Source organism: Chitinophagales bacterium, from assembly GCA_041392475.1.
Lineage (GTDB): Bacteria > Bacteroidota > Bacteroidia > Chitinophagales > UBA2359 > JAUHXA01.
The window spans coordinates 1,780,906-1,797,497 of the sequence record JAWKLZ010000001.1; the positions used below are offsets into that span (position 1 = coordinate 1,780,906).

Consider the following 16,592-nt stretch of genomic DNA (forward strand, 5'->3'; position numbering starts at 1 on the left):
CTTTTCAAAGCAAAATTACGGTTTTCTTCATAATAAAACAGCGTGCATCATGCTTTTTAATAATACAACTGTCTTCTTGAAAAACAAGCGGTTAATTGTTTCTTTTATTCAAAAATTTTTTGGAATTTCGTAGGCTATTTCGCTAATTCAATAACCTAACTCACACCGACTACACAAAACTGCTTCAAAATCTTTCATTTTTTGAATGAAAATAGCCAAATGAAGTTAAATGTTTTGTGGTTAAATATTATTTATAAATACCTTTAGCCAAGCCAACTATGATGAAAACTCTTGAAACTGTATGGTCTAATTGTTTGGAAACAATCCGAACGCATGTGAGCGAACAGAGCTTTCGTACTTGGTTTGAACCTATCAGACCAGTAAAGTTAGAGAGTCATGTGTTGACCATACAAGTGCCAAGTCAGTTTTTTTATGAGTGGCTCGAAGAACATTATGTAGCACTGCTTCGCAAAACAATCCGACAAGAAATAGGGGAAGATGCACGTTTGGAATATCGAATAGTCGTAGATAGAAACTACGACAATGCCAATCCGCTTACCATCAACATGCCTACGAGTGCCAACGACAATGTGCAGCCTAAAACGGATAACAAAGGTAAGCCTCTTCCAACAATCAGGAATCCATTTGTAATTCCTGGTATTCGAGATATGAAAAACATCGAATCTCAGCTTAATCCCAATTATACATTTGAACATTACATTGAAGGAGAATGTAATCAATTGGCACGTTCGGCAGGAATAGCAGTAGCCAATAATCCTGGCGGGACGTCCTTCAATCCTTTGGTGCTGTATGGAGGAGTAGGCTTGGGAAAAACACATTTGGCGCAAGCGATTGGCAACTACGTGAAAGCAAATTTCAAAGAGAAAACCGTCTTGTATGTTTCTTCCGAAAAGTTTACCAATCAATTCATTGACGCTGTAAAAAACGGTTCTATCAATGATTTTATGAATTTTTATCAAATCATTGACGTGTTGATTGTGGACGACATCCAGTTTTTTGCAAATAAAGACCGTACACAAGACATTTTCTTTCATACCTTCAATCACTTACATCAATCTGGCAAACAAATTATCCTTACTTCCGATCGTCCACCAAAAGATTTGGAAGGCATGGAAGAACGGCTAATTTCCCGCTTCAAATGGGGATTGACGGCTGACCTACAAGTACCTGATTTGGAAACCCGCATTGCCATTTTGGAGAAAAAACTCTACATGGATGGCATTGAAGTACCTCGCTCTGTGACAGAATACATGGCGTATCACATCAATACAAATGTGCGGGAATTGGAAGGGGCATTGATTTCTCTTTTGGCTCAATCTTCTTTGAGTCGCAAGGAAATAGACATCAATTTGGCGAAGTCGATTGTGCGAAGTTTTGTGAACAATTTATCCAAAGAGATATCGGTAGAATATATTCAAAAAATTGTGAGTGACTACTTCAAAGTGCCGATTGACCAACTCACAGGTAAAACCCGCAAACGTCAAGTCGTACAAGCCCGCCAAATATCTATGTACTTAGCCAAAAGTTTTACTGACAACTCACTGAAAGCCATCGGAAAATTCTTTGGCGGAAGGGATCACAGTACGGTGATTCATGCTTGTCGTGCTGTACTTAACCTGATGGAAACTGACAAAATGTTTCAAGAGGATGTAACCGAATTGCAGAAGCAAATCAATATGAGTCGGTGAGAATTGTGAAATGAGACTTCGGTAGTTTATCCTTTGAAAGGATGAGATAGGCATTTTGTTGAAAATTAATTTTTTACGAAACTAACCTACCGAAGTCTTTATATACTCCATAACCTTAATTATTTACGGTTGTTATTTTTTCGAGCAAATAATTAACCATAGACAAAGCTCTTTTATCACCAGGAATAAATTTTAATTTTTGCTGAAAATTTTGAAGAGCAAGTTCATAGTTTCCATTTTTGTTGTAAAATGCACCCATACTGTCGTAAGCCATTGGTTGATTGGGAAATTTGGCGATGTTGATTTTAAAAATTTCACCTGCTTCTTTCATCCTACCTGTATCCATTAAATCATATCCCAGTGAATAAAGCGTCCATACTTTATCTAACTTATAGTTGTTGACCTCTAGAATAAAATCTATATTATCAACAAGAAATTCAATGCCATCTTCCTTGATGATTTCGTTTAAAAAGAAGGCAAGCGGATGTCTGGCAACTACATAATTTTCTTCATACAAAACCTTTTCTATGTGATCTGCAAGTTCTATGGCTTTGTCTTCAAAGTAACTTGACAAAACAATAAGTGTATAACCGTCTCCAGGATAATGTCTTAAATCTACACTCAAACCTTCAATGCTTCCATTTTGAAACATTACATCTTGTGTACCCAATTTCTTGGTTCGCCAACCATATTGAAATGTTGTCCCATCGGCAATAGGAAAACCATACGACAACATTTTTTTGATGGATTCGGCGGTGATAAATAAGTGTTGATTGAAGGCAATCATAAATTTCAGTAGGTCTTCTGAGGTGCTGTAAACGGCATCTGCACCAAATGGGAAAGCTCCCAGATGGCTGGGAGGACTACTTGGAGTTCCACTTTCTTTGAAGGTATAACCAATGGCCTTGTTATTAACGATTTCATCCCAAAAATAAGCTCCTGAATCTTGCATATCTGCAAGGTCAAATATTTTATCCTGCATATATTCACGAAAGGGTTTTTGGGCGTATTCTTCAATGATTTTGGCAAGCAGTACATAGTTGGACTCAGAAATTTCGACTTTTGTGCCGACTCCAAATAAAAGTGGTTGTTTTAAGATAATGGCAGTTAAGTCATCTATGGTTTTGATTTCGGTAAAATTGGAGATATATTCTGGAGTTTGGTAGTAATCTTTGATGCCTGAAGTATGGGTCAATAAATGGTGTATGGTAATCTGTTCAAATTCACCCAATGGCAGTGAAGGCAAGTATTCTTTGATGTAATTATAACGACTAATTTTACCTTCTTCAATGAGTTGCATGATAATTGTTGCGGTGAGGATGTGTGTAATGTTGGAGAGGTTGTAGCGGGTGTTCAGCGAGTTGGGTATTTTGTAGTCAAGATTGGCATAGCTAGTGGTGTATTTAAAAACTGGATGTTCATCCTTGGCAACAATAACAACTCCCGAAAACTGCTTCATCCATGTATAGGCTTCTAACAATCGGTGCATTTTTCCTACCTTATCTATGTCCATATTCCAACTTTTGAGTTCTTGTACTGATTGAGCTTGTACTGAACTACTGTATTGAATACAAAACAGCATCAGCACAATTAGGTGCAGACTTTTTTTCATGGCTTGTCTATCTTTTTAATGGTTAAGAATTAAAAAAATGGATTTGAAAGAGGAGTGGAATGTGAAAAAATAAATGCTTTTCTGGTTTGAAAAGAATGGGAGGGAATTTCTTTGGACAAATGTGATTTTCTTCTCCGTGTGGAGATGTTTTCTAATCTCCTATTAGCAAACTACATACCAAACCATTGAAGGAATACTAATCTTGGTGATTACACGACAAACAATTCTTGTATTGATGAACAAAAAATAACGGAATAACTTGACTGAATATTTTATTTTAATTAAATGTAAATAGTAATGAAATTCTGTTAATTGGAATTTTGATATATTCCCCAAACACGGAAACGTATAAACACCTAAAACAATCCCTATATTAGATACTACGACATGAATATATTTAAAATACCCATTAATGTATGAAAATGATACATTAATGGGCATTCGCTTAAATAGTTTTTTTTGAGTAATCACCAAATCATTGTTTCAGCATCTTTCCATTTATTTTACCCTCCTTCGTTTCCAAAGTATAGTAATAAATATCTGGCTTCAAATGGGTTCCATCCAATTCAAAATAATGTTTTCCTGCCAAAACTTGCGGCTCGTTAAATTCTGCAACGAGTTGACCAATATTATCGAATAAGGTGATTTTCACCCAACTTGCTTCGGCGAGTTCTATCGGGATTCGAGTAGAATCCGTAAATGGATTGGGAATATTTTCCCCCACAGTGTAGTCAGGATGCGATTCTTCATCCTCATCAGGTTCTATGACCATCATCAGTTGTGCAACACCTTCCTCCCTGAAAACATCGTATCCTCCATATTGTGGCACTATCCATTTGTGTCCTTTAGGGTCAATCAAAATATAGTCTATCGAATTGTAAGTCAAAGGACTGTTTTCAGGAGTATATTGTTGCCAATCTATGCCGTTGAAGTGAAGCATCCCTGCACTTGCCGTACCGACCCATAGGTCATTGTTGTGAACATCTACATTCAAATTCCAAAAATTGGTTTCATGGATGCCCAAGTCTTCGGAAGCAAGTGTTTGAATCACCTGCTCTCCATCAAACAACTTCAAAAACTGCTGATGTGCTACCCAAATATGGTTGTTGCTGTTCACTGCGAGGTCATGAATAGGTTGTTGGCTGTAAAAATCTTGTGGGTCTCGGAGGTCAAAACTTGTCCATCTTTCACCATCCCATTTATGCAAGTTCCCTTTTGAAGTACCAATCCAAATATGGTTGTTAAGGTCAGCGGTAATTCCGTAAATGCTTTCACCGTTTCTGATGTTCAAATGTTTCATAGATTCGGTCAAATCTGTCCATTTCGCACCATCGTATCGAAACAACCTCTGCCGCCTATCTACCACAAACCAAATATTGCCCTCCCTATCTTCCATTCCGTCATTCACCCTACCGTGTTGTGTCCCAATGTCAAAAGGTGCATGTTCAACACATTCACTATTCACACACTGAAAAATCTTATCTTGGCTAATACTCCAAAAACTGCCGTCTGTTGTAGGCACTACAGAACCAAATCCTGTTTTAAACACCTCCAATTTACCTTCAAAAGGCTCATAAGTCCAACTTGTACCATCAAACACCACAAAACCATCGAGTGATTTGAACCAAATATTACTAGCCTGCAAATGTTGTTTGATTGCCAAACGCTCTAGTAGCCACGGTTCGGGAAAAGCAATTTTTACCTCTTCAAACCATACATCCTGCAATTTCTCCAAACCCCGATTTGTACCAATCCAAACCTCATTTTGAGCGTCAATTGCTATTCCAGATGGATTCATACTTGCGTTTGATACTATCGTAGAATAACTCTCAAAGTCTTGTCCATCAAAACTTACAATCGTATTGGAGTTGGAAGTCACCCATACTTTATTCATTTGATCTATCGCCAAAAAATAACTGTTCAGCGAAACACCCGTTTCCAAGGCACTGTAAATTGTCCATTTTTCGCCATCAAATTTGACCAAGCCACCTGTTTGTAAATCAACAGGATAATAACCACTCAAACTCATCCAAACATTCTGCTCGCTATCCACTTTCAAATCACTTACCCAACTATACGATAGGATATCTCCTTCTGGATAGACAAATTCTCGCCAGTTGTTTCCATCGTATTGAAGCAAATGAGTGGCGCCATTCAGCCATAAATAATCATCAGCATCCACTGCTATTTGAGAAGTGAAATTATTTAATTCTTGGTTGGGAACTTCAATTGTCGTCCAACTTGTACCGTTGAATTTCAATAATCCATTCGATGAAATCAACCAAACCGTTCCATCCTTTGCTCCTGCAATGTCATAAGCCGTAGAGTTTGAAGCCGACTGCAATGGGCTATTGGTTTCATCAAAAACCGTCCAGTTTTGACCATCATACACAAACCAATTGTTCTCTCCTCTTGCCCACAACTGACCCTTAGGAGTCAAATATATTTGACTAATATTGTTGGTAGGAATGTTGGAGTTTTCTGTATTAAAGTAAGTAGTATAGTTTCTAGTTCGGTCGTATTGACCTACCCCATACGCCTCTGTTCCAAACCAAATAATATTGCCATCATGGATAAGACTATTGATTCGATGACTACCCGAAAGATGCTGCCACTGAGTAGTTTGTGCTTCAATGAAGGAAACATGGAAAGAAGAAAAGAAAAGAAAAAATATAAAAATGTTTTTCATGCTCGTTGATTTGTCTAAAGCCAAAAGTATATCCACAAAGATAAGCCATCTGCTACTCCCTAAAAATACACAATTACTGCCATAGTTGGTACTTTTCGTAAATCTGCTGCTTGAAAACACTCGGACTGACTCCCGTTTGGTTCTTAAAAAAACGACTGAAATAAGCAGGGTCTTTGAAGGAAAGCGCAAAGGCTATCTCTTTGTTAGACAGTTCTCCCTGCAATAAAAGCCGCTTGACCTCCAACACCAAACGCTCGTAAATTACCCCACTTGCATTTTTCCCCTTCAATTTTTTCACCACATTGTTCAGGTGATTGGGTGTAACTGCCAGCAGCTGGGCATAATCGTTTACTTGATGCAACTCGATGAAATGATGTTCGACCAAACTTTCAAACTTTTTGAGGAGTATTTTTGCAGGTGAAAAATGCGTGGACAGCGTGTTCAAATCCGGATATTGTTCGACAAACAACTGCTGCGATTTGAACAACAAAATCTGCAAATAAGCCCGCAAAATACTTTTTTGGATGCTCGTTTTTCGTTTGTATTCCCGCTGCATCGCTTCAAACAATGTCCGAAATTCCTCCAAATCACCCGCTTCAATTTGCAGCATAGAAGTGTGTTCCCAAAAAGGCAAGTCCTTCAAAAAGCTTTTGTCCGCCAAATCAAAATGAAAAAAATCTCTCGAAAACAAAATCGCAAATCCATGAGAATCCAAATCCCGCTGCACCAAATGCACCTGTCCTGGTGCTACAAAATGAATGCTTCGGTCTAATATCTCAATCGGTTCGAAGTCCAAAATATGCTCACCTCCTCCTTTTACAAAGAAAAACAACTCATAGAAATTGTGTCGATGTGGACGAAACGGCGGTTTTTGCTTGCGTGTTTTCAATGGAAATAGCTGAAAAGCAATGCTTGTCGGATTGTCTTTGGCAAAAGAATAGGTTGGAAGTATTTTTGTATTCATGGGTAATAGTATCAAAGATTTGGCTTAAAGTCATTGTTCCATTTATAGCCAATAGTTCGTGAAAAATCTATGAGGAATGTTAGAACGCAGATGTTCAGCGAATTGATAAAGGACATAATAATTTGAGTAATGTAGGATTGCCCCGAAAAGCCCAAATATTCAACAAGCCTGTGTAAAGGTTAGAAATTTACCACGAACTCTTTGACTAAAGTGTGTTTATTTCAAACTTATCGGCATCCATCCATGCAGGAAAGCAATTTCGGTATTCTTCCAAAGCCAATTTAGAGAGCGTACAGGAATAAACAGTTTCTTGATGGGAGTAAGTCCAGATTGTTTTTCCAGTAGAATCAATTACCGAACTATCACCTGAATATGGGATGTTATTGCCATCTTCCCCAATTCTATTGACCCCAACAACATAAGCCAAATTTTCCATTGCCCTTGCGTGCAACAAACCCGACCAGACGTATGCCCTCATTTGAGGCCAGTTGGCTACATAAATCAGCAAGTCGTATTCGTTTGCAGTGTTTCGACTCCATACAGGAAAGCGCAAATCGTAGCAAATCATGGGGCAAATATTCCAACCTTTGTAATTTACTATCAGGCGTTTTTCGCCAGCAGAATAGGTTTCATGCTCTTTTGCCATTCTAAACAAATGTCGTTTGTCGTAGGTTTGAAAAGTGCCGTCAGGAAAAGCCCAAATCAAGCGGTTGAAGTACTTGCCATTTTCTTCAATAACTGCGCTGCCCATGATAGTGGTTTGTAGCGATTGTGCCTTGTTTTGAAGCCATTGGTGCGTTTTTCCACCCATTTTTTCGGCTACTTTTGCAGCATTCATGGTGAAGCCTGTGTTGAACATTTCGGGCAGTATTACCAAATCAGTAGGTGTATCAATGGTTTTGATGAGGGTGTCAAAATGGTGGAGATTGGCATCTATATTCTCCCATTGAAGTAAAGACTGAATAAGGTTGATGTTGAGGTTACTCATGATGTTATACTATTGTTTTTTGACAAATAATTCAAATAAAATATCTTACGATTAGTTGCAAGCAAATGTTGGCATATATTCCCGCCAAAACATCGTCCAACATTACACCCAATCCACCTTTGACTTTTTGGTCAATTGTTCCAATAAAAAACGGTTTGAGGATGTCGAAAAAACGAAAAAGAACAAAGCCGAGAGCAATTGTCCACCATTGAAGCGGAAGAAATAGAAGGCTAATCCACATGCCGACAAATTCATCAATGACAATACATCCGGGGTCTTTGCCGAGGGTTTCTTCCAAATGATTGGTGGTAAAAACACCTATCACAAAAAAGAGGGCAATGACTCCTAATAATGAATAAGTTGTCACTAAGTCGGGGACAAAACTGGTGCTTGCGAATAGCAATATGGCGGCAAACAGACTACCTGCTGTGCCTGGTGCTTTAGGGGCAAGTCCTGAATAAAAGCCAGTTGCAAAAAACATATATAATTTAGACATTGAATTTATTTATTTTAATGTTGTTCTGGGTGTATTGCTTATTGTAAAATAAAAAGATGGAATCCACTTCAATATTTCTAAACTCATTCACCATTAGAGTCGTATGGTAAGTTCATACCTATAATTTAGTTCACAATTTCCTTAGCTACCTCACCTGTATCCTTAAACATAATTGCTCGCTCAAAAGATTTATCATTGCTACTGCACATAGTAAATTATTAATTGCTCGTAATTAATTCATTGTTAGAAGTATAATAGAAATTAGTTTTGAAATTTTTAATGGTTTTATTTCCATAAAAAGTTAAATAAACGAATGAAAAACACAATGTCACTAAAAAGTGTTATTTTAGTAGAATAGAATCATCACTACATAGAAAAGTAAAATTTCCCAATCTTACCTAAAGCTGTTTGCGTTACTTATTGCAAAGATTGTATCTTGCATTTGGTTTTTTACAATTATTTCGACTAAGCTACTCCCAAAAGTTGCGAAAACATGAATAGATTTATTTATTTTTTTGTTGTGGCATGTATTTTTGCCTCCACACAGCCCATTAATGCCCAAAATGAATATGTGGGCAGTTCTCAGTTTTTTGATATTGCAGGAGAATGGGTGAACAATGATACAGTAACTAAGCGGATTTCAAAAATGGAAATCAGCAAAACCATCGTTAATACCTACCGTAGTTTGCCTTATTTTGACTTAGGTGGCATTGGAGTTCCCTTCCAAGAAGTAAAATTAGACATTTCTGAAAAGCTAATGTGTTATGAAACTAAATTGATGGAAGCACAATGTATGATTATGCCTATGAAAACGCCTGCTGGCGAACAACTTAGGGTATATTCTATCATAGTTGATCCGAATGGCTCTTGGATAGGGGTCTCTACGGATGTATTGCATCGAGATGTAGTGAAAACGAATGATTTACTCATTGGACCGAGTTTTGACCCTTGGACTTTGGAAGGTTCGTGGATGAACGAGTGGGAAGAGGATATGAAAATTCCACGCTTTAATATCTATTCTAAAAACAATGAATTGTACTGCCAGCCTTATAAACTCATGAAACAGAACAACAAAGTAAAGGCAATGGGTGAATATAAGATGGAAAACCTGAAATTGGGAGATGGTACACAACTGGTAAAATGGGTAGATAATAGCTTGGAAACGCAATTGCGTATTCGTCCGATTATGGAGGATTGGCAGGTAGTAGGAATTGACATGATTGTAGAGGAAGTGTATGAGGATGGTGTACCAAAGAGTGTTTACCGTCAGTTTTTTGTGAAAGACCCAGATGCAGAGGTTAAGGCACTTGCCGAAAAATTGATTGCTACGCTTGACGGTAGTTGGGAAAATATTGACCCAAATGCGGCGACTCTTCGTTTGAATATTTTTGACAGCGAAATCAGAGTTTGGGTGAATTGTCAAGACGAAAAAGATGGTTGTAGTTTGGGGACTCAGAAAGTATTGGAGCCGATTTATGAAGGGTTGATAGGTACTGAGTTTACTACCTTTTCTACCAATAGGACTCTCGAAATAGATACCGAATTGGAGGTAAACCCTCCTGATGAACTACCTAATTTTATGGTTTTGACTACGGTGATTGAAGACATAGAAGGTATTCGTCCTATTCAGGTTCGGTCCGAAATATTTATGCGGAAAGGGCATGTGATTTCTGGAGATGTGGAAGAAATGATGGAAATGCAGGAAGGTAAGCGGTAGTACGATAAGTAGTAAATTAAAATTGAAATGACAATTAAAATGAAAAAATACACTGATAAACAGTTATTTGAAAAATATTAATTGTTAAAATAAATATGACTGACTACTCAACTAAAAAAACATTGGAAGTATTTATTTCTTCAAAATGGGTATTTGTATTCCAAGCCTATGATTATTTATAAAAGCGATACTTCCAATGTTTTATCTCTTACATGATTACTGCACAATTATCTTCAATGCCTCGCAATAATCGTAGTCTGCGGTCATTCTGATACGATTTTCTTCATCTTCCTCCGCTTTGCAGAGAGCTGCAATTGCAGGAGCTTTGGGACCTACATTGTAGGCATATACGATTAAATAATTGTCTTTAGTGGGGTTAATTGTACCTGTAATACGTTTTTTTTCTGCCATCAACTCGTATTTATCCAAAATACATTCACCATTTAGGAATATCGAAACCTTATCACCGTCCACCTCTCCATCATCCCAAGTGTCCAAAGCTACTTGATTTCCCGAAACAGTCATAGTGCCTACCAATCTTACCTTTCTACCATTGATGGCGTTCACAAAACCGTTGTCGTTTAGGTCAATACCATAAGCAGGTTTGGGCTTAGGAGTTTCTTTGATCACCTCTACTACGGATTCAGGTTTAGGAGTTTCTTTGACCACCTCTACTACGGGTTCAGGTTTAGGAGTTTCTTTGACCACCTCTACTACGGGTTCAGGTTTAGGAGTTTCTTTGACCACCTCTACTACGGGTTCAGGCTTGGGAATTTCTTTGACCACTTTAGGTTTGGGAGTAGGTTTTGGTGTGTCCGCTTTAGGAGGTGTAATGGCAGAAGTGAGTACCTTTGGAGGCAGGATAGAAGCAGTTTTTTCTTCTATCACAGGTTTAGACTCAGGTTTGGGCTCTTCCACTTTTGGAACAGCTTTTTCTTTATAGGCTAATTCCCAAAGAATGACCTTCCCATCATAGCCACCACTGGCAATGTATTTCCCGTTTGGACTAAATGACACACTTCTCACCATGTCTTGATGTCCTGCAGCCACTAGTTCCAATTTTTTCGTTTGCACATTCCAAATCTTAAACATATTTGCCGCATTCCCATGTGCAATAAGCTGGTCATTTGCCGAAAAACTGATGTAACTATAATCCTTGTCCCCGGCTGGAATGTGCCATATTTCGTTGTAACTGGGGTACTTCCAAAATCGGAGACTACCTTCTTCGCTCCAACCACCAAGCATAGTACCGTCGTGCGAAAACTTCACGTCATTGATATAATGGCCTCCATTGTTGTTAGATTCTTCAATTTTGCCCGAAGCAAAATCAAGAAAATGTAGTTTACTTCCACAAGCAAAAACCAGTGTTTTTTGGTCAGGAGAGATGTCAGCAGTAGTCGTACGATAGTTACCCGAAAACAAGATTTCAGGTGTTTCACTACTGCCAATTTCCGCCTTTATCAGTTTGAAGTTTTTCCCTCCATAATAGAGGTATTTTTCGTCAGGGCTGAATAAGACAAAATATGCTGCATTTTCTTTGAAGTACACTGGGTTTTTAAAGGATTGTATTTCTCTACCCGTTTCCAAATCCCACAATTTGACATTGCCATCCGTTGAAGCACTTGCCAGGCGATTACCATCTTTGCTGAACATCAGGTCATTCACTATATTTTGGTGACCTTGAAGACTTAATATAAGGTTGCCAGAATTGGCATCCCAAATATTGATGACATGTCCATAACCAACGCTCGCTATTCGATTGCCGCTGTTATTGAAGGTCAAATATTCCACTTTGCCCTTATTAGAAAAGGTAAAACTGCGTACCTGCTCCAGTTGAAGCGTTGCCTCAGATTGTCCCCATAGTGTGTGCGCTATCAATACAAAACACAATAAGTAAAATAGTTTTTTCATGTTTTTTAATACAAGTTTTACAGTAGTCAATACAGTATTTGAAGTTTAGAATACAAAAGTAAAGTTTGAGTGGAAACCTTTGCAGTAAAATGGTGGTTGGCTATAAATGTACTACAATTCAAATATTGTTCCAAAGAGCTTGCCGATAGGGATTACTTCAATAACAACATCCCCAATCTTCTGCACGTCTATCACCCAAAATTTTATTGTTTTTTTGGTCAATAGCTTTTTCAGGAATGGTTCGATTTTTATACAAAGAGTGGTGTTTGAAATTGTTGTGAGCCAAATGAAGATGAAAAAATAGACCAAGAATAAGCATCAAAGCAGCCATTTTTTTCCAAATGGGTTTTGATAAAAGTGGTTGGTAGCAGTAAAAAGCATATAACATACTAACAGGTAAAAGTACATAAAAAGTATGAGGTGAAGGCCCTTTTATAGAAAATATAAAACTAAGGTAGAGCATAACGATGGTCGCTGCAACCAACCATTTTAAACGTTTTCCTTCTTTTGAATGGAATACAGAATTGCAGAAAAATGAAACAAATAAATAGGCTACCTGCAAAAAACCTATAAGTGTAAGTAATACGGTAAATGGTGAAAACCAAGGATACTGCTGCAAAAACTGAAGGCGACTTTGTAGGTTGTAGCCTAAAAAAACGCTTGTTTCGTAACTGGAAAATGATAAAAAACGGGTGATGATTGTGGGTAGTTGGGTCAAATGTTCTAAGTGCAAAACGATATTTGCTTCAATGCGCCCTGCTCCTTCTATGCCGTATTTGCAGTAAGTTGGCAAGAGCAAACTGCCACTTATTGCAGCTCCCAATGTAAAGAATAATAGGTTTCGGCTGATTGTCGAAAAAGATTTTTTCCTGATATTGAGCAAGAAACAAATTGCAGTAAAAGGAATCAACAATACAAATGAAAGGTGTATTTGCATGACCCAACAAATTGAGAAACCCATCATTGCAAAGGCGTGGTGTGGTCGCAGGATTGGACGATTGTTGAACAACAACAACTCAAAAGTGCCTATGAAAAATAAGATGGCAGCAGGCAAAACGTAGGATGGATTGACAATGTGTGTAGAATAATTCAGAGTCCACGGAGCAGTCAATAACCAGCCATAGATGAGCCAACCACTTAGCGTAGGAATACGTTTGTGAAGGTAGTAAGCGAACAAAATCAGTGTGCCGGTACTCAATAGATTGAGGAGTAGAAACGGGGCTTCGGGAATGGGGAGGATGAAAAATGGTAATCCAACGACTATACCTTGAAGTGCACCAGGAATTTGGGTCTGTGTATAAACCACATCTGGCCCATAATAGGGGAAATTTCCTGTGGCGTAGTATTTTAGCCCCAATAAGTAAATTTGTTTTTCGTCTGTTCCCCAAAAAGGACTGCACAAGCCATAAACAAGCCGAGCTAAAAAAGTAAACAAGAAAATTAGCAGGTAGAAACAATATCGCTTTTGCAACAAGTGATTGAACCTTTTCATTGATAGCGCATCTTTTGTGCTAAAAATAGTAATTTTGTGCTTATGAAATATACATTGACACTCATTAGCTGTTTATTCTTAACCTTGACCTTCAATTTTGCACAGTCCGCAAAAGAAGATGGGGGAAATCTGCCTGCCTATCTGATTCATTTTGACTATGCTTACCAATTGCCTGGTGGTGACATGGCTGACCGATTTGGAAGCAATTCGAACATTGGCGTAGGAATGCTTTATAAGACCAAAAGTAATTGGTTATTAGGCATAGATGGACATTTTTTATTTGGAAAAAACATTGAAGAAAATTATACTTCAAATCTCACTACCGCAGGCGGTTTTATATTGGGAGTGAATGGCTTGTATGCAGAGTTGGATGCACGACAGCAAGGTTTGTCTTTGGTCGGTAAAATTGGGCGACTTTTTTCGATGGGAACGGTCAATCCTAATTCTGGAATAACGGTATTGTTCGGTGCGGGTTATTTGCAGCACAAAATACAGATTGAAGACAGAAATAGTGCCGTACCACAGTTTCAAGGCGAATACCGAAAGGGCTACGATCGTTTGACCAGTGGCTTGGCTTTTACCCAATTTATCGGTTATACGCATTTAAGCCTCAACCGCCGTATCAATTTCTACATTGGCATTGAAGCCACTGAAGGATTCACAAAAGGCCGCCGTACCACCCATTTCAATACGCAAGCAGATGGCTCAGGTAGCCGCACAGATATATTGATTGGCCCGAGAGTTGGGTGGATTTTACCCATTTACCGAGAACCGAGCGAACGGTTTTACACAGATTAAAGGGAGAGGAAAGGTTTATAAGAAGAAGTAAATCAAATCACCTGACACGAAGTTTTCTCCAAAATATTTTCTACCACTGACTACTTCCCCATCTACTAAAATCGTCAATTGCAGATCATCGCCTCCATAGTTGTAGGCACGCAAACTGATGGCAGAAGCAGGATTGAAACTTTTGTGAAAACTATATTCAAAAGGCAGGTTAAGCCCTTCTTCGTCAATGGTTTTCCCAAATTCATTGGTATATAAAACCCTTGTTAGAGTAGAGTCAGTTGCTTCAATTCGATAAGTGATATTGCGAGAGGAGATTTCTTTGTCAAAATCTTCGGCTGGTGCTTCAATGAAGTCATGTTGATAGTTTTCCATGTTGTTTGTTTTTACTTGGTTGAGCATAATTTGTTTCTTGAAATTGGCTGACTTTTATAAAACAAAATTCTTGCCGTTCATTATTTTTTATTACAAAAAAAGGTTATGATTCAAAAAAAGTTTCAATTACTATATAGCTAATGTAAGGATAAATATTTCAAATGCAAAGTATTAGAGAAGAAAATCTGATAGTTAAACTTGAATGTCTAATTTTTCTTGGGCAACTTTATCATTAATTTTGCAGAGATTTCAACATCCACAAAAACGACAAAATGGGAAATAATCAACCCTACTCACAACAGGATAAAGGCTTTTTTTTGATGTTCGTGGTGATGGGAATTCTACTATGGGGATTCACCATTTACAAAGCCTTAAATGCCTCGTTTACACACGATGAATTTACGCTATTGTCTTATGCAGAGCGTTCCTATTACGGTATTTTTATCATAGACCCGCCCTATGCAGGATGTCATATATTTTTGACCTTCTTAGCCAAACCCATTATTACACTTTTTGGAGCGAGTGAATTTACGCTACGATTGCCAACTTTGATAGCCCACCTCATTTATTTGATTTTCACCTATCGTTTGGTGGTATTGCTGCATCAAAATCGTTGGGTTCGGATTTGTACATGGTTGCTGCTCAATGCCAATCCTTATTTGTTGGATTTCTATTCCATTGGGAGGGGATATGGTCTGGCGATAGCGATGATGACGGTGAGTTGTTATTATTTTTTGCGCTTTGTAAAAGAAGAAGGAAAGTCCTCCAAATATTTATTTGGGGCATTTTTTGCAGGGTTTTTAGCAGTTTATACCAATTTTACCCTACTCAACTATTATGTTGCCTTATTGGGAACTTGGGGTTTGTATGTGCTTTATCATGTTTGGCAATCGAAAAAATTTGTCCTCCCAGAACTGCTTCAAAAGCATTGGTCTGTACCAACTGTCACCCTCATCATGGCTGCCATCATTTACACACCCCTCAAAAGATTGGTCGAAACCGATCAGTTTTACTTTGCAGGAATAAATGGATTTTGGCAAGATACGGTGAGGAGTTTGGCGAGAAGCTACATCTATGGAATGCCCTATGGCGGTGATATTGAAATCATTACCAGCATTATTTTTGCCGTTTTTTTCTTTACCAGCCTCTTGATTTTATTGGTTCATTGGTGTAAACAAAGAGGTAGGAATGTAGATTGGGCTTTCACTGCTATGTTGTTGATATTTAGTTTGGCGATGTTGAGTACGGTTGTGCAATTTCATTTGATTGATACCAAATATTTGTTTGAAAGAATTGCGCTGTTTTACATACCTTTATTTTTTCTGAGTTTTTCGTTTGCTCTTCAATATGCGTTTCGGTCTGCTTTCTTCAAAAAAATCGGTATATTGGTTGTAAGCGTTTTGAGTATTTTTGTGGTGTACCATACCATTCGTGCTTGCAATACAACTACCTACCGAGATTGGTACTATGATAGGGATTCAAAGGCAATGATGGAATATTTACGGGATGAAGTTGCTCCTACGATTGAAGAAGGGGAGCGAGTGAATGTAGGATTGAAGTGGATATTTGTTCCTTCTTTTTACTTCTACGAAAAGAAATGGAAGACGGAAAATCAAATCAACTTGGTCAATAAAATTGACCCAAGGATGGAATTGACTCCCGACCTCAATTTGCACTATGTCTATGTAGAAGAAAGTGATTTGGAAACTTTGAAGAAAGATTTTGAATGGGAGGAAGTGTTTCGAAATTGGAGTAGTGGAGGGATATTATTGAAGGTAAAGAAAAGAGTGGATGAATTGGAAGTGGAGAATTGACTTGGCAGTTCATAAGAATTTATTAATCAAATAGCTCCA

Annotated in this window: 12 protein-coding genes; 4 read left to right on the forward strand and 8 right to left on the reverse strand. The window is 38.0% G+C overall.

Annotated elements, in window-relative coordinates; all coding sequences use genetic code 11:
• Positions 1 to 281 precede the first annotated feature (281 nt).
• Entirely contained in the window at positions 282 to 1,709 is a 1,428-nt protein-coding gene (dnaA, locus tag R3E32_06460) for a chromosomal replication initiator protein DnaA (protein ID MEZ4884366.1), read from the forward strand.
• Positions 1,710 to 1,824: 115 nt separating this feature from the next.
• On the opposite strand, the gene R3E32_06465 is transcribed toward dnaA, so the two are convergent.
• From R3E32_06465 to R3E32_06485, 5 genes are all read right to left on the reverse strand, one after another.
• The gene (locus tag R3E32_06465; protein ID MEZ4884367.1) at positions 1,825 to 3,321 is read right to left on the reverse strand and encodes a serine hydrolase; all 1,497 of its coding nucleotides are present in this window, start codon (positions 3,319 to 3,321) and stop codon (positions 1,825 to 1,827) included.
• Between the two features lie 475 nt (positions 3,322 to 3,796).
• Positions 3,797 to 6,010, reverse strand: a complete 2,214-nt coding sequence (locus tag R3E32_06470; GenBank protein ID MEZ4884368.1) for a hypothetical protein — start codon at positions 6,008 to 6,010, stop codon at positions 3,797 to 3,799.
• A gap of 73 nt (positions 6,011 to 6,083) precedes the next feature.
• A complete protein-coding gene (locus tag R3E32_06475) occupies positions 6,084 to 6,974 on the reverse strand; it encodes a helix-turn-helix domain-containing protein (GenBank protein MEZ4884369.1) in 891 nt (296 codons plus the stop codon).
• A 205-nt stretch (positions 6,975 to 7,179) separates the two neighbouring features.
• Positions 7,180 to 7,962, reverse strand: coding sequence for an amidohydrolase (locus R3E32_06480; protein MEZ4884370.1), 783 nt, complete (start codon positions 7,960 to 7,962; stop codon positions 7,180 to 7,182).
• Positions 7,963 to 7,993: 31 nt separating this feature from the next.
• Positions 7,994 to 8,458, reverse strand: coding sequence for a phosphatidylglycerophosphatase A (locus R3E32_06485; GenBank protein MEZ4884371.1), 465 nt, complete (start codon positions 8,456 to 8,458; stop codon positions 7,994 to 7,996).
• A 493-nt stretch (positions 8,459 to 8,951) separates the two neighbouring features.
• On the opposite strand from R3E32_06485, the gene R3E32_06490 reads away from it, so the two are divergent.
• On the forward strand, positions 8,952 to 10,175 hold the full coding sequence (locus tag R3E32_06490) for a hypothetical protein (protein ID MEZ4884372.1): 1,224 nt from the start codon (positions 8,952 to 8,954) through the stop codon (positions 10,173 to 10,175).
• A 216-nt stretch (positions 10,176 to 10,391) separates the two neighbouring features.
• On the opposite strand, the gene R3E32_06495 is transcribed toward R3E32_06490, so the two are convergent.
• Entirely contained in the window at positions 10,392 to 12,086 is a 1,695-nt protein-coding gene (locus R3E32_06495) for a hypothetical protein (GenBank protein ID MEZ4884373.1), read from the reverse strand.
• 157 nt (positions 12,087 to 12,243) lie between these two features.
• On the reverse strand, positions 12,244 to 13,578 hold the full coding sequence (locus R3E32_06500) for a hypothetical protein (protein ID MEZ4884374.1): 1,335 nt from the start codon (positions 13,576 to 13,578) through the stop codon (positions 12,244 to 12,246).
• A gap of 42 nt (positions 13,579 to 13,620) precedes the next feature.
• On the opposite strand from R3E32_06500, the gene R3E32_06505 reads away from it, so the two are divergent.
• The gene (locus R3E32_06505; protein MEZ4884375.1) at positions 13,621 to 14,376 is read left to right on the forward strand and encodes a hypothetical protein; all 756 of its coding nucleotides are present in this window, start codon (positions 13,621 to 13,623) and stop codon (positions 14,374 to 14,376) included.
• 15 nt (positions 14,377 to 14,391) lie between these two features.
• Here R3E32_06505 and R3E32_06510 read toward each other — a convergent pair whose 3' ends face one another.
• Positions 14,392 to 14,739: a hypothetical protein gene (locus R3E32_06510; GenBank protein ID MEZ4884376.1), complete on the reverse strand. Its 348-nt coding sequence runs from the start codon at positions 14,737 to 14,739 to the stop codon at positions 14,392 to 14,394.
• Between the two features lie 272 nt (positions 14,740 to 15,011).
• Between R3E32_06510 and R3E32_06515 the strand changes: the two genes are divergently transcribed.
• A complete protein-coding gene (locus R3E32_06515; protein ID MEZ4884377.1) occupies positions 15,012 to 16,553 on the forward strand; it encodes a hypothetical protein in 1,542 nt (513 codons plus the stop codon).
• Positions 16,554 to 16,592 lie beyond the last annotated feature (39 nt).

Coding starts and splice junctions, on each gene's coding strand:
- dnaA (MEZ4884366.1), top strand. CDS start 282: ATGAAAACTCTTGAAACTGTATGGTCTAATTGTTTGGAAACAATCCGA.
- R3E32_06465 (MEZ4884367.1), bottom strand. CDS start 3,321: ATGAAAAAAAGTCTGCACCTAATTGTGCTGATGCTGTTTTGTATTCAA.
- R3E32_06470 (MEZ4884368.1), bottom strand. CDS start 6,010: ATGAAAAACATTTTTATATTTTTTCTTTTCTTTTCTTCTTTCCATGTT.
- R3E32_06475 (MEZ4884369.1), bottom strand. CDS start 6,974: ATGAATACAAAAATACTTCCAACCTATTCTTTTGCCAAAGACAATCCG.
- R3E32_06480 (MEZ4884370.1), bottom strand. CDS start 7,962: ATGAGTAACCTCAACATCAACCTTATTCAGTCTTTACTTCAATGGGAG.
- R3E32_06485 (MEZ4884371.1), bottom strand. CDS start 8,458: ATGTCTAAATTATATATGTTTTTTGCAACTGGCTTTTATTCAGGACTT.
- R3E32_06490 (MEZ4884372.1), top strand. CDS start 8,952: ATGAATAGATTTATTTATTTTTTTGTTGTGGCATGTATTTTTGCCTCC.
- R3E32_06495 (MEZ4884373.1), bottom strand. CDS start 12,086: ATGAAAAAACTATTTTACTTATTGTGTTTTGTATTGATAGCGCACACA.
- R3E32_06500 (MEZ4884374.1), bottom strand. CDS start 13,578: ATGAAAAGGTTCAATCACTTGTTGCAAAAGCGATATTGTTTCTACCTG.
- R3E32_06505 (MEZ4884375.1), top strand. CDS start 13,621: ATGAAATATACATTGACACTCATTAGCTGTTTATTCTTAACCTTGACC.
- R3E32_06510 (MEZ4884376.1), bottom strand. CDS start 14,739: ATGGAAAACTATCAACATGACTTCATTGAAGCACCAGCCGAAGATTTT.
- R3E32_06515 (MEZ4884377.1), top strand. CDS start 15,012: ATGGGAAATAATCAACCCTACTCACAACAGGATAAAGGCTTTTTTTTG.